At 72.8% G+C, this 22,427-nt stretch carries 19 protein-coding genes; 17 read left to right on the top strand and 2 right to left on the bottom strand.

Features of this window, described 5'->3' with window-relative positions; translation table 11 throughout:
• Positions 1-15 precede the first annotated feature (15 nt).
• Entirely contained in the window at positions 16-1,248 is a 1,233-nt protein-coding gene (gene hemW, locus ACFYP4_RS06130; RefSeq protein WP_388783243.1) for a radical SAM family heme chaperone HemW, read from the top strand.
• A 491-nt stretch (positions 1,249-1,739) separates the two neighbouring features.
• On the opposite strand, the gene ACFYP4_RS06125 is transcribed toward hemW, so the two are convergent.
• The gene (locus ACFYP4_RS06125) at positions 1,740-2,543 is read right to left on the bottom strand and encodes a DUF3097 domain-containing protein (RefSeq protein WP_388783240.1); all 804 of its coding nucleotides are present in this window, start codon (positions 2,541-2,543) and stop codon (positions 1,740-1,742) included.
• A gap of 46 nt (positions 2,544-2,589) precedes the next feature.
• Positions 2,590-3,324 carry an MBL fold metallo-hydrolase gene (locus tag ACFYP4_RS06120; protein WP_388783237.1) on the bottom strand — a complete coding sequence of 245 codons (735 nt, stop codon included), beginning with the start codon at positions 3,322-3,324 and terminating at the stop codon, positions 2,590-2,592.
• A gap of 205 nt (positions 3,325-3,529) precedes the next feature.
• Here ACFYP4_RS06120 and hrcA point away from each other — a divergent pair, with 205 nt between their 5' ends.
• The 16 genes from hrcA to ACFYP4_RS06040 all read left to right on the top strand — a co-directional run bounded on the left by hrcA (position 3,530) and on the right by ACFYP4_RS06040 (position 22,413).
• Complete coding sequence (gene hrcA, locus ACFYP4_RS06115) at positions 3,530-4,546, top strand: heat-inducible transcriptional repressor HrcA (protein WP_358855900.1); 1,017 nt, start codon at positions 3,530-3,532, stop codon at positions 4,544-4,546.
• Positions 4,547-5,683: a molecular chaperone DnaJ gene (dnaJ, locus tag ACFYP4_RS06110; protein WP_358855901.1), complete on the top strand. Its 1,137-nt coding sequence runs from the start codon at positions 4,547-4,549 to the stop codon at positions 5,681-5,683.
• Positions 5,684-5,862: 179 nt separating this feature from the next.
• Positions 5,863-6,945, top strand: coding sequence for a nitronate monooxygenase (locus ACFYP4_RS06105; RefSeq protein ID WP_388783234.1), 1,083 nt, complete (start codon positions 5,863-5,865; stop codon positions 6,943-6,945).
• Entirely contained in the window at positions 6,942-7,691 is a 750-nt protein-coding gene (locus ACFYP4_RS06100) for a 16S rRNA (uracil(1498)-N(3))-methyltransferase (RefSeq protein WP_388783232.1), read from the top strand. The genes ACFYP4_RS06105 and ACFYP4_RS06100 overlap by 4 nt, the downstream gene beginning before the upstream one ends.
• Positions 7,692-7,800: 109 nt before the next feature.
• Positions 7,801-8,358 (top strand): hypothetical protein, encoded by a 558-nt coding sequence (locus ACFYP4_RS06095; RefSeq protein WP_388783230.1) that lies wholly within the window; start codon positions 7,801-7,803, stop codon positions 8,356-8,358.
• Between the two features lie 72 nt (positions 8,359-8,430).
• Positions 8,431-11,640 (top strand): S41 family peptidase, encoded by a 3,210-nt coding sequence (locus ACFYP4_RS06090; RefSeq protein ID WP_388783227.1) that lies wholly within the window; start codon positions 8,431-8,433, stop codon positions 11,638-11,640.
• Between the two features lie 120 nt (positions 11,641-11,760).
• Positions 11,761-12,114, top strand: coding sequence for a histidine triad nucleotide-binding protein (locus ACFYP4_RS06085; protein WP_358851033.1), 354 nt, complete (start codon positions 11,761-11,763; stop codon positions 12,112-12,114).
• Between the two features lie 15 nt (positions 12,115-12,129).
• A complete protein-coding gene (locus ACFYP4_RS06080; protein ID WP_388783223.1) occupies positions 12,130-13,035 on the top strand; it encodes a ribonuclease Z in 906 nt (301 codons plus the stop codon).
• A 114-nt stretch (positions 13,036-13,149) separates the two neighbouring features.
• Positions 13,150-14,163, top strand: a complete 1,014-nt coding sequence (locus ACFYP4_RS06075; RefSeq protein WP_388783220.1) for an adenosine deaminase — start codon at positions 13,150-13,152, stop codon at positions 14,161-14,163.
• Positions 14,164-14,324: 161 nt separating this feature from the next.
• The gene (locus ACFYP4_RS06070; protein WP_388783217.1) at positions 14,325-15,287 is read left to right on the top strand and encodes a 5-dehydro-4-deoxyglucarate dehydratase; all 963 of its coding nucleotides are present in this window, start codon (positions 14,325-14,327) and stop codon (positions 15,285-15,287) included.
• Positions 15,284-16,579, top strand: a complete 1,296-nt coding sequence (locus tag ACFYP4_RS06065; protein ID WP_388783214.1) for a glucarate dehydratase family protein — start codon at positions 15,284-15,286, stop codon at positions 16,577-16,579. The genes ACFYP4_RS06070 and ACFYP4_RS06065 overlap by 4 nt, the downstream gene beginning before the upstream one ends.
• A gap of 259 nt (positions 16,580-16,838) precedes the next feature.
• Complete coding sequence (locus ACFYP4_RS06060; RefSeq protein ID WP_388783211.1) at positions 16,839-17,948, top strand: carbohydrate kinase family protein; 1,110 nt, start codon at positions 16,839-16,841, stop codon at positions 17,946-17,948.
• Between the two features lie 131 nt (positions 17,949-18,079).
• Positions 18,080-20,227, top strand: coding sequence for a PhoH family protein (locus ACFYP4_RS06055; RefSeq protein ID WP_358851039.1), 2,148 nt, complete (start codon positions 18,080-18,082; stop codon positions 20,225-20,227).
• 12 nt (positions 20,228-20,239) lie between these two features.
• Positions 20,240-20,737 carry an rRNA maturation RNase YbeY gene (gene ybeY / locus ACFYP4_RS06050; protein ID WP_358851040.1) on the top strand — a complete coding sequence of 166 codons (498 nt, stop codon included), beginning with the start codon at positions 20,240-20,242 and terminating at the stop codon, positions 20,735-20,737.
• Positions 20,738-20,749: 12 nt separating this feature from the next.
• Positions 20,750-22,057: a hemolysin family protein gene (locus ACFYP4_RS06045; protein ID WP_358851041.1), complete on the top strand. Its 1,308-nt coding sequence runs from the start codon at positions 20,750-20,752 to the stop codon at positions 22,055-22,057.
• On the top strand, positions 22,054-22,413 hold the full coding sequence (locus tag ACFYP4_RS06040) for an MmcQ/YjbR family DNA-binding protein (RefSeq protein ID WP_388783206.1): 360 nt from the start codon (positions 22,054-22,056) through the stop codon (positions 22,411-22,413). The genes ACFYP4_RS06045 and ACFYP4_RS06040 overlap by 4 nt, the downstream gene beginning before the upstream one ends.
• Positions 22,414-22,427: the final 14 nt, after the last annotated feature.

Genomic DNA, 22,427 nt, shown 5'->3' with positions numbered 1-22,427 from the left:
TGGACAATGGAGGGCATGCCTTCCGCACTCCCCGACGGTGAGCCCGTCCCCGACGACGGGGCGCTGCCCGCGCACGCCCTCGCCGGGGCCGCCGAGCGCGCTCTCGGTTTCTACCTCCACGTCCCGTACTGCGCGACCCGCTGCGGCTACTGCGACTTCAACACCTACACGGCCACCGAGCTGCGGGGCAGCGGAGGCGTGCTCGCCTCCCGCGACAACTACGCGTCGACGCTGACCGACGAGGTCCAGCTCGCGCGCAAGGTGCTCGGCGACGACCCGCGCCCCGTCCGCACGGTCTTCGTCGGCGGCGGGACGCCCACGCTGCTGGCCGCCGACGATCTCGTACGGATGCTGGGCGCGATCCGCGACGAGTTCGGGCTCGCGGACGACGCGGAGATCACCACGGAGGCGAACCCGGAATCGGTCGACCCCGCCTACCTCGCCACCCTGCGCGACGGCGGCTTCAACCGGATCTCCTTCGGCATGCAGAGCGCCCGGCAGCACGTCCTGAAGGTGCTCGACCGCACGCACACGCCCGGCCGGCCCGAGGCCTGCGTCGCCGAGGCGCGCGCGGCGGGCTTCGACCACGTGAACCTCGACCTGATCTACGGCACCCCCGGGGAGACCGACGAGGACTGGCGGGCCTCGCTCGACGCGGCCCTCGGTGCGGGACCCGACCACGTCTCGGCGTACGCGCTGATCGTCGAGGAGGGCACCCAGCTGGCCCGCCGCATCCGTCGCGGCGAGGTCCCGATGACCGACGACGACGTCCACGCGGACCGGTACCTCATCGCCGACGAGGTGCTGTCGGCGGCCGGTTTCGACTGGTACGAGGTCTCGAACTGGGCTACCTCCGACGCGGGGCGCTGCCTGCACAACGAGCTGTACTGGCGCGGCGCCGACTGGTGGGGCGCGGGGCCCGGGGCCCACAGCCATGTGGGTGGGGTGCGCTGGTGGAACGTGAAGCATCCCGGCGCGTACGCCGGGGCGCTGGCCGCGGGGAGGTCGCCCGGGGCGGGGCGTGAGCTGCTCTCCGCGGAGGACCGCCGGGTCGAGCGGATCCTGTTGGAGCTGCGGCTGCGGGAGGGCTGTCCGCTGGAGCTGCTGCGGCCGGACGGGCTGGCCGCGGCTCGGCGTGCGCTGGCGGGTGGGCTGCTCGAGAGCGGGCCGTACGGGGCCGGGCGGGCCGTGCTCACCCTGCGGGGGCGGTTGCTCGCGGACGCGGTGGTCCGCGACCTGGTGGACTGACCCCGGGGGCGCTGCCCCCGGACCCCCGTATCGGCCTGACGGCCTCGTCCTCAAACGCCGGACGGGCTGGAAATCCCGGCCTCGCTCGCGGCCTGCGGGCTCCGCCTCCGGGCCCGGGGTGTCGCGCTGCGCGCTCGTCCTCAAGCGCCGGACGGGCTGAAAACTCCCGCCTCCCTCCCGGCCTACGCCATCGCGCTGCGCGCTCGTCCTCAAACGCCGGACGGGCTGAAAATCCAGCCTCGCTCCCGGCCTGCGGGCTCCGCCTCCGGGCCCGGGGTGTCGCGCTGCGCGCTCGTCCTCAAGCGCCGGACGGGCTGGAAATCCCGGCCTCGCTCCCGGCCTGCGCCATCGCGCTGCGCGCTCGTCCTCAAGTGCCGGACGGGCTGGAAATCCCGGCCTCGCTCCCGGCCTGCGCCATCGCGCTTCGCGCTCGTCCTCAAGCGACGGACGGGCCGCGAACTCCGGTCTGCGGGCTCCGCCGCCGGCGCGGGCTACTCCGGGGCCGTGACGAAGTCGATGAGTTCTTCCACGCGGCCCAGGAGTTCCGGCTCCAGGTCCTTGTAGGAGCGGACGCGGGACAGGATGTGCTGCCAGGCCGCGCCGGTGTTCTCCGGCCAGCCCAGGGCGCGGCAGACGCCGGTCTTCCAGTCCTGGCCGCGCGGGACCCGGGGCCACGCGGGGATGCCGACCGAGGGCGGCTTCACGGCCTCCCAGATGTCGATGTACGGATGGCCGACCACGAGCGCGTGCTCGCTGGTGACCGCCTCGGCGATCCGGAACTCCTTCGAGCCGGGGACCAGGTGGTCGACGAGGACGCCGAGCCGGGCGTCCGGTCCGGGACCGAACTCCTCGACGACGGACGGCAGGTCGTCGACGCCCTCCAGGTACTCGACGACGACGCCCTCGATGCGCAGGTCGTCGCCCCACACCCGCTCCACGAGCTCGGCGTCGTGCCGGCCCTCGACGTAGATGCGGCCGGCCCGGGCCACGCGGGCGCGGGCGCCGGGCACGGCGACCGAACCGGAGGCGGTGCGGCTGGGGCGGGCCGGTCCGGCGGCCGGACGGACCAGGGTGACCGCCCTGCCCTCCAGCAGGAAGCCCCGCGGCTCCAGCGGGAACACCCGGTGCTTGCCGAAGCGGTCCTCCAGCGTCACCGTGCCCGCCTCGCAGCGGATCACGGCACCGCAGAAACCGGTGCCGGGCTCCTCCACCACCAGACCGGGATCGGCCGGGACCTCGGGCACGGGCTTGGGCTTCTTCCACGGCGGGGTCAGGTCCGGAGAGTACTGGCGCATTCGGATGACGATAGGAGAAGTCGAGCGCCGGAGCCCCCGACCGCGCCTACGACACGCCGAAGCGGGCGGCCAGCGCGTCCCGCTGGGCCCGGACGAACGCCGCGTCGACCGCGGCCCCGTGCCCCGGCACGTACACGGCGTCCTCGCCCCCGAGGTCCAGCAGCCGGTCCAGGGCCGCCGGCCAGTGGGACGGAACGGCGTCCGGGCCGGCCTGGGGCTCACCCGACTCCTCCACCAGGTCGCCGCAGAAGACGACCTCCGGACCGCCCGCTCCCGGTACGAGCACCGCCAGGTCGTGCCCGGTGTGGCCGGGACCCACGTTCGCCAGCAGGACCTGCGCCCCGCCGCCCAGCCCGAGGGTCCACTCGCCGGACACGAGGTGCCGGGGGCGGACGAGCAGATCCGCCGCCTCGGCCGCGCCACGCGGGTCCAGACCGTTGCGCACGGCGTCCGCGCGCAGTTCCTCGCGCCCGTGGTCGAGGACCGTGTCCAGGCCCACCGCGCCGAACACCTCCACCCCGGAGAAGGCGGCGGCGCCGAAGACGTGGTCGAAGTGGGGATGGGTGAGTGCGAGGTGTGTCACACGCAGCCCGCTGCCGAGGAGCCGCCCGGCCTCGGCCCGCAGCCGCGCGCCCTCCGCCAGGCTCGACCCCGCGTCGATCAGGAGCGCGGCGCCCTCGCCGACCACGAGCCCCGTGGTGCAGTCCCAGCCCGGCAGGCGGCACCGTCCGACCCGCGGGGCGAGCCGCTCCCACCCCGCCTCTTCCCAAGTCACCTTCACACGGCGACGCTAGCGGCAACGGGGTACGACGGCGCGACATGGCGGGACACGTCCCACCCCGCGGCGAGGGCGTCACGGGCCCGCCCTTGCCGGGGTCGTACCTCCCCGCCGTACACTGAGCCGGGGAACGCTGGCACTCGCACGCGCTGAGTGCCAGGGGAGAACGCCGCGACGACCACGGTGCCGACATCTGGAGGTGTGCGCGATGCTCAGTGAACGCAGGCTCGAGGTGCTGCGCGCCATCGTCCAGGACTACGTCGGGACGGAGGAGCCGGTCGGCTCCAAGGCGCTGACCGAGCGCCACCAACTGGGGGTCTCCCCGGCCACCGTCCGCAACGACATGGCCGCCCTGGAGGACGAGGGGTACATCGCCCAGCCGCACACCAGCGCCGGGCGCATCCCCACCGACAAGGGCTACCGCCTCTTCGTCGACAAGCTCGCCGGCGTCAAGCCGATGACCGCGCCCGAGCGCCGCGCCATCCAGAACTTCCTCGACGGCGCCGTCGACCTCGACGACGTCGTGGGGCGCACGGTGCGGCTGCTCGCGCAGCTCACCCGGCAGGTCGCCGTCGTCCAGTACCCCTCGCTCACGCGCTCGACGGTGCGGCACGTGGAGCTGCTCTCGCTGGCCCCGGCCCGCGTGATGCTGGTGCTCATCACGGACACCGGCCGGGTCGAGCAGCGCATGATCGACTGCCCGGCGCCCTTCGGTGAGACGTCCCTGGCGGATCTGCGGGCCCGGCTCAACAGCCGGGTCGCGGGCCGCCGTTTCGCGGATGTCCCGCAGTTGGTGCAGGATCTGCCGGAGGCCTTCGAGACCGAGGACCGCGGTACGGTCTCGACGGTGCTCTCCACGCTGCTGGAGGCGCTCGTCGAGGAGAACGAGGAGCGGCTGATGATCGGCGGCACCGCCAATCTCACCCGCTTCGGACATGATTTCCCCCTCACGATCCGGCCGGTCCTCGAAGCACTCGAGGAGCAGGTCGTGCTTCTCAAGCTGCTGGGGGAGTCGACGGATTCGGGCATGACCGTACGGATCGGTCGCGAGAACGTCCACGAGGGACTCAACTCCACGTCCGTGGTCTCGGTCGGCTACGGTTCGGGCGGCGAGGCAGTCGCAAAACTCGGCGTGGTCGGACCGACCCGCATGGATTACCCGGGAACGATGGGAGCGGTACGCGCAGTGGCACGGTACGTCGGACAGATCCTGGCGGAGTCGTAGGTGGCCACGGACTACTACGCCGTACTCGGCGTGCGCCGCGACGCTTCCCAGGACGAGATCAAGAAGGCGTTCCGGAGGCTCGCCCGCGAGCTGCATCCGGACGTCAATCCCGATCCGAAGACGCAGGAGCGCTTCAAGGAGATCAACGCCGCCTACGAGGTGTTGTCGGACCCGCAGAAGAAGCAGGTCTACGACCTCGGCGGCGACCCGCTCTCGCAGAGCGGCGGCGCGGGCGCGGGCGGCTTCGGCGCCGGCGGCTTCGGGAACTTCTCGGACATCATGGACGCGTTCTTCGGCACGGCGTCGCAGCGCGGCCCGCGGTCGCGTACGCGCCGGGGCCAGGACGCCATGATCCGGCTGGAGATCGACCTCGACGAGGCGGCCTTCGGCACGACCAAGGACATCCAGGTCGACACGGCCGTGGTGTGCACCACGTGCAGCGGCGAGGGCGCGGCCCCCGGGACCTCCGCGCAGACCTGTGACATGTGCCGCGGTCGCGGCGAGGTGTCCCAGGTCACGCGGTCCTTCCTGGGCCAGGTCATGACGTCCCGCCCCTGTCCCCAGTGCCAGGGCTTCGGCACGGTGGTGCCGACGCCGTGCCCGGAGTGCGCGGGCGACGGGCGGGTGCGCTCGCGCCGGACCCTGACCGTGAAGATCCCGGCCGGTGTCGACAACGGCACGCGGATCCAGCTCGCGGGCGAGGGCGAGGTCGGCCCCGGCGGCGGCCCCGCCGGTGACCTGTACGTGGAGATCCACGAGCTGCCGCACGCGCAGTTCCAGCGCCGCGGCGACGACCTGCACTGCACGGTGACCCTCCCGATGACGGCGGCGTCCCTCGGCACGAAGGTGCCGCTGGAGACCCTGGACGGCCTGGAGGAGGTCGACATCCGCCCGGGCACCCAGTCCGGACAGTCGATCCCGCTGCACGCCCGCGGTGTCACGCATCTGCGCGGCGGCGGCCGGGGCGACCTGATCGTCCACGTCGAGGTCATGACCCCGTCCAAGCTGGACGCGGAGCAGGAGCGCCTGCTGCGGGAACTGGCGAAGCTGCGCGGTGAGGAGCGGCCCACGGGGCAGTTCCAGCCGGGCCAGCAGGGACTGTTCTCGCGGCTGAAGGACGCGTTCAACGGCCGCTGACGGCGCTCCGGGCAGGCCCTCGGGGCCTGCCCGCACGGCCCGTCGGGTCCTGGCCCCACGCGTCCGGCCCCTGTCGGCGCCCCGGTGGGTGTGAAGCCCCCGGAGAGACACATTCCGGTGGCCTGTGCCGGGTGGCCGCCGGATTCGGACTTGTCCGGGGGACGTGACACCATGCCGTCATGTCCTCCGCGCTGACCGATCTCCTTCGGTGTCCGATCGTGCAGGCCCCCATGGCGGGCGGCGTCTCCGTACCGCAGCTGGCCGCCGCCGTGTCCGAGGCCGGCGGGCTGGGCTTCCTCGCCGCCGGATACAAGACGGCCGACGGCATGTACCAGGAGATCAAGCAGCTGCGCGGCCTCACCGGCCGCCCCTTCGGCGTGAACCTCTTCATGCCGCAGCAGGAGCACGCGGACCCGGCCGCCGTCGACGTCTACGCCCACCAGCTCGCCGGTGAGGCCGGCTGGTACGACACCGAGCTCGGCGACCCCGACAGCGGCCGCGACGACGGTTACGACATCAAGCTCGCCGTCCTCCTCGACAATCCCGTGCCGGTGGTCTCCTTCCACTTCGGCTGCCCCACGCCCGAGGTGCTCGCCTCCTTCGCCCGCGTCGGCACCGTGACCATGGTCACGGCGACCACGGCCGAGGAGGCCCAGGCCGTGCAGCGGGCGGGCGCGGACGTCGTGATCGTGCAGGGCGTCGAGGCGGGCGGCCACCAGGGCACCCACCGGGACACCCCGGAGGCGGACGGCGCCGGCATCGGACTGCTCTCGCTGGTGGCCCAGGTCCGGGAGAGCGTCAGTCTGCCGATCGTGGCGGCCGGCGGCATCATGCGCGGCGCGCAGATCGCCGCGGTGCTCGCCGAGGGCGCGAGCGCGGCCCAGCTCGGCACGGCGTTCGTCGCCACCCCGGAGTCCGGTGCCGCGCCCGTGCACAAGCAGGCGCTGACCAACCCCCTGTTCGTCCGTACCGAGCTGACGCGGGCGTTCTCCGGGCGGCCGGCCCGCGGTCTGGTCAACCGCTTCATGCGTGAGCACGGCCCGTACGCCCCCGCCGCCTACCCCGAGGTCCACCACCTCACCTCCCCGCTGCGCAAGGCGGCGGCCAAGGCGGGCGACCCCCAGGGCATGGCGCTGTGGGCGGGCCAGGGCCACCGCATGGCACGCGAACTGCCCGCCGCGCAGCTGGTGGAGGTGCTGGCCGCCGAACTCGACGCCGCGAAGACAGCGTTGTCGTCGCTCCCCGGGGGCACGGACCGATGACCGCGCCGGTGTTCGTGGCCGAGGACCTCGCCGCCGGCCCCGGCGGACGCTATGTGCTCGACGGTCCCGAAGGACGGCACGCGGTCTCCGTGAAGCGGCTGCGGGCCGGTGAGGACGTCGTCCTCACCGACGGGGCGGGCCGCTGGGCGCAGTGCGTCGTGACGGACACCGAGGGCAAGGACCGGCTGATCGTCCACCTGGGCGCGGTCGCCGAGGAGCCCGAGGAGTCCCCCCGCATCACCGTCGTGCAGGCCCTTCCCAAGGGCGACCGCGGTGAGCTGGCCGTCGAGACCATGACCGAGACGGGCGTGGACCGCGTCGTCCCGTGGGCCGCCTCCCGCTGCATCACGCAGTGGAAGGGCGACCGGGGGCTGAAGGCGCTCGCCAAGTGGCGGGCCACCGCCCGGGAGGCCGGCAAGCAGTCCCGCCGCGTGCGTTTCCCGGAGGTCACGGACGTCATGACGACCAAGCAGGTCGGCGCGCTTCTCGCCACGGCGGAACTCGCGGCGGTGCTGCACGAGGACCGCGCGTACGGCAGCGAGCCGCTGGCGACCGCCGAACTCCCCGCCTCCGGCGAGATCGTGCTGGTCGTCGGCCCCGAAGGCGGCGTCTCCCCCGAGGAGTTGACGCTGTTCTCCGAGTCGGGCGCCAAGGCGTACCGGCTGGGGCGCAGCGTGCTGCGCACCTCCACCGCCGGGACCGCGGCGACCGCTCTGCTGCTGGGCCGCACCGGCCGCTGGTCCTGACCGCGCCGGTTCCGCACCGGTTCCACAGCGGCTCCTGCCGTACGGCTGACACGGCAACTGGCCGCATGCGGTCTACCGCCGGGCCCGGGACGGTGGCACGCTGCCGTGCATGGGCGTTATGAGGCTTTCCAGGCAAGGGGCGGCCGGCAGGCGGATGTTCGGCGCGGTCGGGTTGGGCGTGGTCGCGGTGTTCGGGGCGGCCGCCTGCGAACCGGGTGGCGGGCTGAGCGCCGCGTCGGCCGCGTACACGACCGACCAGGCAGGCACCAGGGAACTGGAGCGCCGGGGCGTCGACGTGCAGTGGCTGAGCTGCACCGGCAACTACGGCGACGGCAACAAGGCCTTCACGCCCGGGAAGTCGCCCTCGCCGACCGTGCGCACCGTGGCCGACGTCGACTGCCAGGGGGAGACCCGCAGCGGGCAGGACATCACCATCACGGGCAAGGTCACCCGCGAGATCGACGGCAAGTGCGTACGGGGCGACCTGACCGCCAAGGTCGGCGGCAAACAGCGCTTCCGTGTCAGTGTGCTGGGCAACTGCGACGCCGCCGGCACCCCGCCCGTCTCGTACGACCCCCAGCGGCCCGGATCCACCGTGACCGTCACCGAGACCCAGACCATCTGGTGCGAGAACTACCCCTCCTGCCGTCCCGTCCAGGGCAAGTGAGCCGCACGTGCGCGGAACGGCAAGTGATCCAAACCCCTGCCGGGGCGGCCGGACGCTGCATAGGGTGACCGGGTGACACAGTCCGAACCCCCCGCGTACCTCCGGTTCCCCCATCTGCACGGCGACCACGTCGTCTTCACCGCCGAGGACGACGTCTGGGCCGCCCCGCTCGACACCGGGGGCCGCGCCTGGCGGGTCAGCGCCGACAACGTCCCGGTGAACCATCCGCGCATCTCCCCGGACGGCATCACCGTCGCCTGGACCTCCACCCGGGACGGAGCCCCCGAGGTGCACGCGGCCCCCCTGGACGGCGGGCCCGCCAAGCGGCTCACCCACTGGGGCAGCGACCGGACCCAGGTCCGCGGCTGGACCCCGGAAGGACACGTCCTCGCCCTCAGCACGGCGGGACAGGCCTCCCTGCGGCGCAGCTGGGCCCGCGCCGTCCCGCTCGACGGCGGACCCGCCGCCACCCTCCCGTACGGGCCCGTCGGCGACGTCGCCCGCGGGGGACCCGGCACCGTCCTGCTGTCCGCCCCCATGGGCCGCGAGGCCGCCTGGTGGAAGCGCTACCGCGGCGGCACGGCGGGCAAGCTGTGGATCGACCGCGACGGCGACGGCGAGTTCGTCCGGCTGCACGAGGACCTCGACGGCAACGTCGAATACCCGATGTGGGTGGGGGAGCGCGTCGCGTTCCTGTCCGACCACGAAGGCGTCGGAGCCGTGTACTCCTCGCTCGCCGACGGCTCCGACCTGCGCCGGCACACCGGTGTCGACGGCTTCTACGCCCGGCACGCCGCCACCGACGGCACCCGGATCGTCTACGCGTCCGCCGGTGAACTGTGGCTCCTCGACGACCTCGACGGCGCCGGAGCGCGCAGGCTCGACGTCCGGACCGGCGGCCGGCGCGTCGACCTCCAGCCGCACCCCGTCGACGCGGCCCGCTGGTTCGGCGCGGGCGCGCCCGACCACACCGGACGCGGCAGCGCGATCTCCGTGCGCGGCGCCGTCCACTGGATCACCCACCGCGCCGGTCCCGCCCGCGCGCTCGCCGCCGAACCCGGCGTACGTGCCCGGCTGCCGCGCACCTTCCGCGCCGACGGCGAGGAGTACGTGGTGTGGGTGACGGACGCCGAGGGCGACGACGCCCTCGAGTTCGCGCCCGCCACCGGGGCCGCGCCCGGCGCCGCCCCGCGCCGCCTCGCCGCCGGCCGGCTGGGCCGGGTCCTCGGGCTCGCCATGGCACCCGACGGCAGCCGCGCCGCCGTCGCCGCCCACGACGGGCGCGTCCTGCTCGTCGAGCGGGAGACGGGAGAGGTCAGGGAGGTCGACCGCGGCGAGGACGGCGAGGCCTCCGGGCTCGTCTTCTCGCCCGACTCCGCCTGGCTCGCCTGGTCGCACCCCGGCCCGCGCCCGCTGCGCCAGCTCAAGCTCGCCAACACCGCCGACCTGTCGGTGACCGAGGCGACCCCGCTGCGCTTCCGGGACTACGCGCCCGCGTTCACCCTCGACGGCAGGCACCTCGCCTTTCTGTCGGCGCGGTCCTTCGACCCCGTCTACGACGAGCACGTCTTCGACCTCGCCTTCGTCGGCGGCGCCCGGCCCCACCTCATCACGCTGGCCGCGACCACCCCCTCGCCCTTCGGCCCGCAGCGCCACGGCCGCCCCTTCGAGGCCCCCGGCAAGGACGAGACACCCGACAGCGAAGGCGCCCCGGCCACCCGGATCGACCTCGAAGGACTCGGCGACCGCATCGTGCCGTTCCCCGTAGAGGCCGCCCGCTACTCCGGGCTGCGGGCCGCCAAGGACGGCCTGCTGTGGCTGCGCCACCCGGTGCGCGGAGTGCTCGGTGCCTCCCGCGCCACCCCCGGCCACCCGGACCCCGGCAGCGACCTGGAGCGGTACGACCTCCTCCAGCAGCGCGTCGAGCATCTCGCCGCGGACGCCGACCACTTCACGGTCAGCGGCGACGGCAAGCGGGTCCTGCTGTGGACCGACGGCAAGCTCAAGGTCGTACCGAGCGACCGCCGCGCCTCGCACGACGACGACAGCGACAGCAACATCACCGTCGACCTCTCCCGGGTCCACCAGAGCGTCGACCCGGCCGCCGAGTGGCGGCAGATGTACGAGGAGACCGGCCGCCTCATGCGGGACAACTTCTGGCGTCCCGACCTCGGCGGCGTCGACTGGGACGGGATCCTCGCCCGGTACCGGCCGGTCCTGGAGCGCGTCGCCACCCACGACGACCTGGTCGACCTCCTCTGGGAGGTACAGGGGGAACTCGGCACCTCGCACGCCTACGTCACTCCCCGCGGCCGGAACGGCGGGTCACCCGCCCAGGGACTGCTCGGAGCGGACATCTCCCGCCACGACGACGGCACTTGGCGCATCGACCGGATCCTGCCCTCGGAGACCTCCGACCCGCGCGCGCAGGCGCCGCTCGCCGCTCCCGGAGTCGCCGTCCGCGCGGGGGACGCCGTCGTCGCGGTCGGCGGCCGGCCGGTCGACCCGGTGGCCGGCCCCGGACCGCTCCTCGTCGGGACGGCGAACAAACCGGTCGAGCTGACCGTCTCCCCGTCCGGCGGCGGCGACCCGCGGCACGCGGTGGTCGTCCCCCTCGACGACGAGGAGCCGCTGCGCTACCACGCCTGGGTCGCCGACCGCCGCGCCCACGTCCACGAGAAGTCCGGCGGACGCCTCGGCTATCTGCACGTGCCGGACATGCAGGCGCCCGGCTGGGCCCAGATCCACCGCGACCTGCGCGTCGAGGTGGCCCGCGAGGGACTCGTCGTCGACGTCCGCGAGAACCGCGGCGGACACACCTCCCAGCTGGTCGTCGAGAAGCTCGCCCGCCGCATCGTCGGCTGGGACGTGCCCCGCGGGCTGCGCCCCTCCAGCTACCCCGAGGACGCGCCGCGCGGCCCCGTCGTGGTGGTCGCCAACGAGTTCTCCGGCTCGGACGGCGACATCGTCAACGCGGCGGTCAAGGCGCTCGGCATCGGCCCCGTGGTCGGCACGCGGACCTGGGGCGGCGTGGTCGGCATCGACAGCCGCTACCGGCTCGTCGACGGCACCCTGGTCACCCAGCCCAAGTACGCGATCTGGCTGGAGGGTTACGGGTGGGGCGTCGAGAACCACGGCGTCGATCCGGACGTCGAGGTCGTCCAGCGGCCCCAGGACCACGCGGCCGGACGTGACGTCCAGCTGGACGAGGCGATCCGCATCGCGCTGGCGGCGCTCGCCGAGAACCCGGCCAAGTCCGCGCCCGCGCTGCCCGAGTTGTGACCCGCCGCGGTCCTCGCCCGGCGGTGGCCCGCCGGCGAGGACCGCTCCGCACGGGCCGCGGGACCGGCGGGCCGCTACGATGCCGTCGACACTGATCAGCGGGCGCGAGGAGGCACACGCATGTCGGGACAGCCGCAGGACGACTGCCTGTTCTGCAAGATCGTCGCGGGGCAGATCCCGGCGACCGTGGTGCGGGAGACCGACACCACCCTCGCCTTCCGGGACATCAACCCGCAGGCCCCCACCCACATACTGGTGATCCCCAAGGCCCACCACGCCGACGCGGCCGCACTCGCCGCCGCCGAACCGGCGCTCGCGGCCGACGTGCTGCGCGAGGCCGGGGAGATCGCCGCCGAGGAGAAGCTGGACAGCTACCGGATCGTGTTCAACACCGGCAGCGGCGCCGGACAGACCGTCTTCCACACGCACGCCCACATCCTGGGCGGACGCGGCCTGACGTGGCCTCCCGGGTAAGGACGGCACCCCGCTTTGTCCGTACGTGAACTGGTGGTCCTCGGTACCGCCAGCCAGGTCCCTACCCGGCACCGCAACCACAACGGCTATCTGCTGCGCTGGGACGGCGAGGGCCTGCTCTTCGACCCCGGCGAGGGAACCCAGCGGCAGCTGCTCCGCGCCGGGGTCGCCGCGCACGACCTGAACCGGCTCTGCGTCACGCACTTCCACGGCGACCACTCCCTCGGCCTCGCCGGCGTGATCCAGCGCATCAACCTCGACCGGGTGCCGCACGAGATCACCGCGCACTACCCGTGCTCCGGACAGCGGTTCTTCGACCGGCTCCGGTACGCCACCGCGTACCGCGAGACCGTCGCCCTCACCGAGGCCCCCGTCGACGCCGACGGGGTGCTCGCCACCACCGCCTCCTACACCCTGGAGACCCGGCGGCTCTCCCACCCCGTGGAGAGCTTCGGCTACCGGCTGGTCGAACCGGACGGCCGGCGCATGCTGCCGGAGCGGCTCGCCGCACACGGGATCACGGGGCCCGACGTCGGACGCCTCCAGCGGGAGGGTTCGGTCGGCGGGGTCACCCTCGACGAGGTCAGCGAGGTGCGGCGCGGGCAGCGGTTCGCCTTCGTCATGGACACCCGCCTCTGCGACGGCGTGCACGCGCTCGCCGCGGGCTGCGACATGCTCGTCATCGAGTCCACGTTCCTCGACGAGGACGTACGACTGGCCACCGACCACGGTCATCTGACCGCCGGTCAGGCCGGGCGGGTCGCGGCGGACGCGGGTGTGCGGCATCTCGTGCTCACCCACTTCAGCCAGCGGTACTCCGAACCCGAGGAGTTCGAGCGGCAGGCCCGGGCCGCCGGGTTCGAGGGGGAGCTGACGGTGGCGCACGATCTCATGAGGGTGCCGGTGCCCAAGCGCGGGTGAACGCGCGGATGAGCGCCCGGGGTGAGTGCCCGCGTTGCATGCGTCGGGTGAATGCGCTGGTGGCGCGCCGGTTTCGGTTTCGGGACGTCGGGGGAGCGACCGTACGATGCTTCGATGCCCCTCCCCAAAGCCGAACTGCACCTGCACATCGAAGGCACCCTCGAACCGGAGCTCGCCTTCGCGCTCGCCGCACGCAACGGCATCACGCTGCCCTACGCCGACACCGAAGAGCTCCGCCGGGCGTACCTCTTCGACGACCTCCAGACGTTCCTGAACCTGTACTACGAGCTCATGGCCGTCCTGCGGACGGAACAGGACTTCACCGACCTCGCCGACGCGTATCTCGCGCGCGCCGCCGCGCAGGGCGTACGGCACGCGGAGATCTTCTTCGACCCGCAGGCCCACCTCGCGCGCGGGGTGGACATGGGCACCGTCGTGAACGGCCTCACCCACGCGCTCGGCCGCAGCGAGGAGACGCACGGCGTCTCCACCCAGCTGATCATGTGCTTCCTGCGGGACGAGTCCGCCGAGTCGGCGCTGCGGACCCTGGAGGCCGCGCGCCCCCACCTCGACCGGATCGTCGGCATCGGCCTCGACTCCGCCGAGGTCGGCCACCCGCCGGCCAAGTTCCGCGAGGTGTACGAGGCCGCCGCCGCGCTCGGACTGCGACGCGTCGCGCACGCGGGCGAGGAGGGGCCGCCCGCCTACATCACCGAGGCGCTCGACGTGCTCGGTGTCGAGCGCATCGACCACGGGCTGCGCTGCATGGAGGACGCCGAGCTGGTCGAACGGCTCGTGCGGGAGCGGGTACCGCTGACGCTGTGCCCGCTGTCCAACGTACGGCTGCGGGCCGTGGACGTCCTGGAGGACCACCCGCTGCCCGCGATGATGGACGCCGGGCTGCTGTGCACCGTCAACTCCGACGACCCCGCCTACTTCGGCGGGTACGTCGGCGACACCTTCCACGCCGTGCACGAGGCGCTCGGCCTCGGTCCCGAGCGGCTGCGCGAGCTGGCCCGCAACTCGTTCCTGGCCTCCTTCCTCGAACACGACGAGGAGCGGCGGGCGCGGTACCTCGCCGAGGTCGAGGCGTACGAGTTCCGCCCGGCGGCCGCCGGCACGGAGTAGCCCCGGTGCCTGGTGGTCCCGGCGCCGAGGGCTCCGGTGCCGCCGGGCTGTGATGGCGTACCGCAACGGTAGAGCGAGAGCGGCTCCCGGCCATTGACGGGCCGGGAGCCGCTCTCTAGCCTCATCCTCATACGTGGATAGCGTCTACATATGGAGATGGCATGCCAACGGACACGGAGGCCGACGTCGTCGCGCGGTTGCGGAGCGGAATGGCGCACGGAGTGCTGTCGTTCCCGCTCACCAGCTTTCACGACGACGGCTCCCTCGACCTCGACGGCTTCCGCGCCCACCTCGAGACCCGGCTCGCCACCCGGCCCGGCGCCGTCTTCCCGGCCTGTGGCACCGGGGAGTTCTTCTCCCTGGACGAGGACGAGTACCGCCGGGTCGTCACCGCCGCGGTGGAGGTGACGGCGGGCCGGGTGCCCGTCGTGGCCGGCGCCGGGTACGGCTGGGCGCAGGCCGCCCGGTTCGCCCGCCTCGCCGAGGACGCCGGCGCCGACGCCCTGCTCGTCCTGCCGCACTACCTCGTGGCCGGCCCGCAGGACGGACTTGTCGCCCAGCTGGAGCAGTTGGCGGCACGGACCACGCTGCCCCTGATCGCCTACCAGCGCGGGCAGGTCGCCTTCACCCCCGCCTCGCTGCGCCGGATCGCCCGCATCCCCGGGGTCGTCGGGCTCAAGGACGGGCACAGCGACCTCGACCGGCTCCAGCGGCTGACCCTCGCCGCACCCGAGGGCTTCCTGTTCTTCAACGGCGCCGCCACCGCGGAGATCCAGGCCCGCGCGTACGCCGCGGTCGGCGTACCCGCGTACTCGTCGGCCGTGCACGCCTTCGCCCCCGAGATCGCCGACCTCTTCTTCGCCGCCCACCGGCGCGGTGACGACGCCGTCATGGACCGGCTGCTGCGCGAGTTCTACGTCCCCTTCGTCGAACTGCGCGACCGCCGGACCGGCTACGCCGTCTCGCTCGTGAAGGCCGCCGCCCGCCTGCGCGGGCAGCCCGTCGGCCCCGTGCGCGCCCCGCTCACCGATCCCTCGCCCGCCGACCTCGCCGACCTGGAGTCCCTGCTCGCCGCCGGGCTGCGGCTCGCGTCCGCCCTCGCCCCCGTGGGAGCCGCCCTGTGACGCGCGACCTGACCGTCACCGAGGTCCGGCTGACCCCGGTCCTGGTCGCCGACCCGCCCCTGCTCAACACCCAGGGAGTGCACCAGCCGTACACACCCCGCCTGATCGTGGAGGTCGTCACCGCGGACGGCGTCACCGGTGTCGGCGAGACGTACGGCGACACCAAGTACCTGGAGCTCGCCCGGCCCTTCGCCGCGCGGCTGGTGGGGCGGCAGGTCTCCGACCTCAACGGCCTGTTCACGGTTGCGGACGCGGTGGCCGTCGACCGGGAGCGGGTGGACGACAAGGTCGACGTCGGCGGGCTGCGCGGCGTGCAGACCGCCGACAAACTGCGGCTGTCGGTCGTCTCCGGCTTCGAGGTGGCCTGTCTGGACGCCCTCGGCAAGGCCCTCGGGCTGCCCGTGCACGCGCTGCTCGGCGGCAAGGTGCGGGACGCGGTGGAGTACAGCGCGTACCTCTTCTACAAGTGGGGCGGGCACCCCGCGGGCGTCGCGGCGGAGCAGGACGACTGGGGCGCCGCCCTCGACCCGGCCGGAGTCGTCGCGCAGGCGCGGAAGTTCACCGAGCGCCACGGATTCACCTCCTTCAAGCTCAAGGGCGGCGTCTTCCCGCCCGAGCAGGAGATCGCCGCCGTACGCGCCCTCGCGGAGGCCTTTCCCGGGCATCCGCTGCGGCTCGACCCCAACGGCGCCTGGTCGGTGGCGACTTCGCTGAGGGTCGCGGACGAACTGGGTGACGTGCTCGAGTACCTGGAGGACCCGGCGCTCGGCACGCCCGCCATGGCCGAGGTCGCGGCGAGGACGAACGTGCCGCTCGCCACCAACATGTGCGTGACCACCTTCGGGGAGATCCCGGAGGCGTTCACCCGGGGAGCCGTCCAGGTCGTGCTCTGCGACCACCACTACTGGGGCGGCCTGCGCAGCACCCGCGAACTCGCCGCCATGTGCCGCACGTTCGGCGTCGACGTGTCCATGCACTCCAACACCCACCTGGGCATCTCGCTCGCCGCCATGACCCACGTCGCGTCGACCGTCCCCGGCCTGCGCCACGCATGCGACTCCCACTACCCCTGGCAGTCCGAGGACGTCCTCACCGAGCGCCTCACCTTCGAGAACGGCTCGGTCGCCGTGTCCGACGCACCGGGACTCGGAGTCGAACTCGACCGCGCCAGACTGGAGTTCCTGCACCGGCGCTGGCTCGACGACGACGGAACGCTGCGCGACCGCGACGACGCGGCCGCCATGCGGATCGCCGATCCGGGATGGGTCACCCCCGCCGTCCCCCGCTGGTAGACCCCGGCCGGGGCGGCGGACGCGGCGTCCGCATCCGGACACGCCCGGCCGCCTCCCCGGGATCGCGGGCGACGCACCGAAGGACCCGCGCCCGGCCCGGAGCTGCCCGGCACCCCCGCGCCCACCGGGCCCGACACGGACCGCGGCGTCCCCACGCCGACCGGGACCGACACAGACCGTGGCACCCCCGGCGTGACCGGGCCCGAGGCGACGGGAGTGGCACACTGGCCTGAATCCGCACCACGCCAGGGAGCCCACCGTGATCGCGTCCGACGGAGAGGGACCGCACCGCCAGACCCAGGTCGACCCGCTCGCCGGGCGGCGCACCCCGCACGACCCCCCGTGCGACGTCTACCTCACGGGCACCGTCTTCCTCGACATCGTCTTCACCGGCCTCGACTCCGCCCCGGTGCGCGGGACCGAGTCCTGGGCCCGCGGCATGGGGTCCAGCCCCGGCGGCGTCGCCAACATGGCCACCGCCCTCGCCCGCCTCGGACTGCGTACGTCCCTGGCCGCGGCCTTCGGCGACGACCACTACGGGGAGTACTGCTGGGACGCCCTGGAGCAGGGCGAGGGCATCGACCTCGGCCCCTCTCGCACCGTCCCCGGCTGGCACTCGCCGGTCACCGTGTCGATGGCCTACGAGGGCGAGCGGACGATGGTCAGCCACGGGCACGAGCCGCCCCCGGAGGAACCCGCTCCCGACCACGCCCCGCGCGCGCGTGCCGCCGTCGCCTCGCTGGTCCCCGGCACCGGCGCACCGTGGATCGCCGAGGCGGCCCGCGCGGGCACCCACATCTTCGCCGACGTCGGCTGGGACGACACCGGCCGCTGGGACCTGGCCGGACTCGCCGACCTCCGGCACTGCGAGGCCTTCCTGCCGAACGCCGAGGAGGCCATGCGCTACACCGGCGCCGACTGCCCCCGCGCCGCCGCCCACGCGCTGACCGAACACGTACCGCTCGCCGTGGTCACCCTCGGCGCGGAGGGCGCGTACGCCGTGGACGGCCGCACCGGCGAGAGCGCCGTGGTCCCGGCGATCGCCGTGGAGGCACTGGACCCCACCGGCGCCGGTGACGTCTTCGTCGCCGGTTTCGTCACCGGCACACTCGCCGGCTGGCCCCTCGCCGACCGGCTCGCCTTCGCCGGGCTGACCGCCGCGCTCTCCGTCCAGGAGTTCGGCGGCTCCCTCTCGGCGCCCGGCTGGTCCGAGATCGCCGCCTGGTGGCGCCGCGTCCAGTCCGTCGACGACCAGGCCCCCGCCGCCCTCACCCGGTACGCCTTCCTGGAGGACCTCATCCCCGAGGTGAGCAGACCGTGGCCACTGCGCAGGGCCGTCCCCACGATCGGTTTCCGCGGCTCCGCCTGATACGCGTGCGCCGGGTGTGGAAAAGACCTACGGCGTTGTCGGTGCACCGACGTACCCTTGGCAGAGCGAGGGCGGCCCACGCCGAGCGGCCCCGGTACGAGGAGGACGAGCAAGGCCTACAGAGCCGGCCCATGACTGACACACCCACAGTGCACGACCCCGCACAGGGGCAGGCGAGAGCGCAGTTCACCGTTCCGGCCGCGCACCCCATGGTGACCGTGCTGGGCTCCGGGGACGCGCTGCTCCGCGTGATCGAGAAGGCCTTCCCGGCGGCCGACATCCATGTCCGGGGCAACGAGGTCAGCGCGACCGGCGACGCGGGTGAAGTCGCGCTCGTGCAGCGCCTGTTCGACGAGATGATGCTCGTGCTCCGCACGGGACAGCCGATGACGGAGGACGCAGTGGAACGCTCGATCGCCATGCTCAGGGCGAGCGAGAACGGGGAGGGCGACGGCGAGGAGACCCCCGCCGAGGTGCTCACACAGAACATCCTGTCCTCGCGCGGTCGCACCATCCGCCCCAAGACGCTCAACCAGAAGCGGTACGTCGACGCCATCGACAAGCACACCGTCGTCTTCGGCATCGGCCCCGCCGGCACCGGCAAGACCTACCTGGCCATGGCCAAGGCGGTCCAGGCACTGCAGTCCAAACAGGTCAACCGGATCATCCTCACCCGCCCCGCGGTCGAGGCCGGCGAACGCCTCGGCTTCCTGCCAGGCACGCTCTACGAGAAGATCGACCCGTACCTGCGCCCCCTGTACGACGCGCTGCACGACATGCTGGACCCGGACTCGATCCCGAAGCTGATGGCCTCGGGCACGATCGAGGTCGCCCCGCTGGCGTACATGCGTGGAAGGGCGCAACCGGTCTTCACGAACGTCCTCACACCGGACGGCTGGCGCCCCATCGGTGACCTCCGGGTCGGTGATCTCGTCATCGGTTCGAACGGCGAGCCGACCCCGGTCCTCGGCGTGTACCCGCAGGGCGAGAAGGACGTCTACCGCGTCACCGCGCAGGACGGCTCCTGGACCCTGTGCTGCGGCGAGCACCTGTGGACGGTCCGCACCGCCTCCGACAAGCGCCGGAACAAACCGTGGCGGGTCCTGGAGACCCAGGACATGATCGGTGACCTGCGGGCTGCGCACGCCCGCAGGTACGAACTGCCGATGCTCACGGCTCCGGTGTGCTTCCCGGAGCGCGACGTGCCGATGGACCCGTACGCGCTGGGCCTGCTGCTGGGCGACGGATGCCTGACGGGTTCCACGACTCCCTCCTTCTCCACGGAGGACCGAGAGCTGGCCGAAGCGCTGGACGCGGCGCTGCCCGGTGTCGTGGTGCGGCACAAGAGCGGCCCCGACTACGTCCTCAACCGGATCAAGTCGCCTGGTGACGTGATCACGCTCGAGAACCCCGTCACGCGAGTCCTGCGGGAGCTGGACCTGCTGCGCACGCGGTCGCACAGCAAGTCCGTGCCGGACGACTACCTGTACAACTCGGCCGACGTGCGGTTGGCGCTCCTCCAGGGCCTGCTCGACTCCGACGGTGGTCCGGTCACGCAGCAGGACCGCACCTGCCGCATCCAGTACACGACCACATCGATTCTGCTGCGTGACGACGTGATCTCGCTGGTGCAGTCGCTGGGCGGTGTCGCGTACACCCGCCGACGGGCGGCTGAGGGCAGGCGGCCCAGCAGGGTCAACGGCCGTGACGTCCGGTTCAACCGTGATGCCCACATCGTCGACATCCGGCTTCCGGAGGAGATCGAACCGTTCCGGCTGACGCGCAAGCGTGACACGTACCGGGCGGCAGGGGGCGGCGGGCGCCCGATGCGTTTCATCGACAGTATCGAGCCTGCGGGGCGCGAGGAGACCGTCTGCATCCAGGTGGCAGCCGAGGACTCGCTGTACGTCACACAGGATCACCTGCTGACGCACAACACCCTCAATGACGCCTTCATCATCCTGGACGAGGCTCAGAACACGAGCCCCGAGCAGATGAAGATGTTCCTCACCCGGCTCGGCTTCGAGTCGAAGATCGTGATCACGGGTGACGTGACGCAGGTGGACCTCCCGAGCGGGACGAAGTCCGGTCTGCGGCAGGTCCAGGACATCCTGGAGGGCCTCGACGACGTCCACTTCTCGCGTCTGACGTCCCACGACGTCGTCCGGCACAAGCTGGTCGGCCGTATCGTCGACGCGTACGAGAAGTACGACAGCACGCACGGCACCGAGAACGGCACGCACAAGAGCCGCGGCACAGCCGGACCCAAGGGGAAGTAGAACCGCACGACCATGTCGATCGACGTCAACAACGAGTCCGGAACCGAGGTCGACGAGCAGGCGATCCTCGACATCGCCCGCTACGCCCTCACGCGGATGCGCATCCACCCGCTCTCCGAGCTCTCGGTGATCGCCGTGGACGCCGACGCCATGGAGCAGCTGCACATCCAGTGGATGGACCTGCCCGGGCCCACGGACGTCATGTCCTTCCCGATGGACGAGCTGCGTCCGCCGACGAAGGACGACGACGAGCCGCCTCAGGGCCTGCTCGGCGACATCGTGCTCTGCCCGGAGGTCGCGGAGCGGCAGGGCAAGGACGCCCCGACGCAGCACTCCATGGACGAGGAGCTCCAGCTCCTGACCGTCCACGGAGTGCTGCACCTCCTCGGTTACGACCACGAGGAGCCGGACGAGAAGGCCGAGATGTTCGGGCTGCAGGCGGCCATCGTGGACGGCTGGCGCACGGAGAAGGGCCTGACCGGCCCCTCCCCGGCCCCGACCGTCTCCTAGGGGCGGGGCCTCATGAGTCCTCAGCTCGTCACCGGTGCCATCGCGCTCGTCGTCGTCGCCTGGCTCGCCGCCTGCGCGGAGGCGGGCATCGCGCGCGTCTCCAGCTTCCGCGCGGAGGAGGCCGTCCGCGGCGGCCGGCGCGGCAGTGCCAAGCTCGCTCAGGTCGCCGCCGACCCGACCCGCTACCTGAACGTCGCCCTGCTGGTGCGCATCACGTGCGAGATGGCCGCCGCCGCCCTCGTCACGTACGCGTGCCTGAAGGAGTTCGACAAGACCTGGCAGGCCCTCGCGGTCGCCATCGGCGTGATGGTCCTCGTCAGTTACGTGGCGGTCGGCGTCTCCCCGCGCACCATCGGCCGCCAGCACCCCATGAACACGGCGACCGCGGCCGCCTATGTACTGCTGCCGCTGGCGCGGGTCATGGGGCCCATCCCGCCGCTGCTGATCCTCATCGGCAACGCGCTCACGCCCGGAAAGGGCTTCCGCCGCGGCCCGTTCGCCTCCGAGGCCGAGCTGCGCGCGCTCGTCGACCTCGCCGAGAAGGAGTCCCTCATCGAGGACGAGGAGCGCCGCATGGTGCACTCCGTCTTCGAGCTGGGCGACACCCTCGTCCGCGAGGTGATGGTGCCGCGCACCGACCTCGTCGTCATCGAGCGGTACAAGACCATCCGTCAGGCGCTGACGCTCGCCCTGCGCTCCGGCTTCTCGCGCATCCCGGTCACCGGGGAGAGCGAGGACGACGTCGTCGGGATGGTGTACCTGAAGGACCTGGCGCGCAAGACGCACATCAGCCGGGACGCGGAGAACGAGCTGGTGTCCACGGCGATGCGGCCCGCCGCCTTCGTGCCCGACACGAAGAACGCGGGCGACCTGCTCCGCGAGATGCAGCAGGAACGCAACCACGTCGCCGTCGTCATCGACGAGTACGGCGGCACGGCCGGGATCGTCACCATCGAGGACATCCTGGAGGAGATCGTCGGCGAGATCACCGACGAGTACGACCGCGAGCTGCCCCCCGTCGACGAACTGGGCGACGACCGCTACCGGGTGACGGCCCGTCTGGACATCGGGGATCTCGGTGAGCTGTACGGCTTCGAGGCGTACGACGACGAGGACGTGGAGACGGTCGGCGGGCTGCTGGCCAAGGCGCTCGGCCGGGTGCCCATCGCCGGTGCCTCAGCCGCGGTGGAACTGCCCGACGGCCGGGAACTGCGGCTCACCGCGGAGGACTCCGCCGGCCGGCGCAACAAGATCGTGACGGTGCTCGTGGAGCCGGTGAGCGAGGACCGGGTGCCGGAGGAGGAGGCGGTGGCGGAGTGACGCCCCGGGCGCTGCGCGCGTTGTGCCTGTCCTTCAACGCGACCGTCGAGGACTTCCCCTTCAATCCGGACACGTCCGTCTTCAAGGTGCTGGGCAAGCTCTTCGCGCTCACGAACCTGGACGGGCGACCGCTCAAGGTCAACCTGAAGTGCGACCCCGACGACGCGGTCCGGCTGCGCGAGGAGCATCCCGGCCTGATCGTCCCCGGGTACCACATGAACAAGCGGCACTGGAACACCGTGACGGTGGACGGCGCCCTCTCGGACCGCCTGGTCCGGGAGCTGGTCGAGGACTCGTACGACCTGGTGGTGGCCGGCCTGCCGAAGGCCGAGCGACTCCGGCTCGACCGGCCCTGAGGCCTCTGTCCGAC

This window comes from Streptomyces sp. NPDC005551 (genome assembly GCF_042871785.1).
Taxonomy (GTDB): Bacteria; Actinomycetota; Actinomycetes; order Streptomycetales; family Streptomycetaceae; genus Streptomyces.
This window is presented reverse-complemented; position numbering and strand designations above follow the sequence as displayed.

Excerpts from the sequence above, each read along its gene's own strand:
- hemW (WP_388783243.1), top strand. The coding sequence starts at position 16 with ATGCCTTCCGCACTCCCCGACGGTGAGCCCGTCCCCGACGACGGGGCG.
- ACFYP4_RS06125 (WP_388783240.1), bottom strand. The coding sequence starts at position 2,543 with ATGCGCCAGTACTCTCCGGACCTGACCCCGCCGTGGAAGAAGCCCAAG.
- hrcA (WP_358855900.1), top strand. The coding sequence starts at position 3,530 with ATGCTCAGTGAACGCAGGCTCGAGGTGCTGCGCGCCATCGTCCAGGAC.
- ACFYP4_RS06105 (WP_388783234.1), top strand. The coding sequence starts at position 5,863 with ATGTCCTCCGCGCTGACCGATCTCCTTCGGTGTCCGATCGTGCAGGCC.
- ACFYP4_RS06100 (WP_388783232.1), top strand. The coding sequence starts at position 6,942 with ATGACCGCGCCGGTGTTCGTGGCCGAGGACCTCGCCGCCGGCCCCGGC.
- ACFYP4_RS06095 (WP_388783230.1), top strand. The coding sequence starts at position 7,801 with ATGGGCGTTATGAGGCTTTCCAGGCAAGGGGCGGCCGGCAGGCGGATG.
- ACFYP4_RS06085 (WP_358851033.1), top strand. The coding sequence starts at position 11,761 with ATGTCGGGACAGCCGCAGGACGACTGCCTGTTCTGCAAGATCGTCGCG.
- ACFYP4_RS06075 (WP_388783220.1), top strand. The coding sequence starts at position 13,150 with ATGCCCCTCCCCAAAGCCGAACTGCACCTGCACATCGAAGGCACCCTC.
- ACFYP4_RS06070 (WP_388783217.1), top strand. The coding sequence starts at position 14,325 with ATGCCAACGGACACGGAGGCCGACGTCGTCGCGCGGTTGCGGAGCGGA.
- ACFYP4_RS06055 (WP_358851039.1), top strand. The coding sequence starts at position 18,080 with ATGACTGACACACCCACAGTGCACGACCCCGCACAGGGGCAGGCGAGA.
- ybeY (WP_358851040.1), top strand. The coding sequence starts at position 20,240 with ATGTCGATCGACGTCAACAACGAGTCCGGAACCGAGGTCGACGAGCAG.
- ACFYP4_RS06045 (WP_358851041.1), top strand. The coding sequence starts at position 20,750 with ATGAGTCCTCAGCTCGTCACCGGTGCCATCGCGCTCGTCGTCGTCGCC.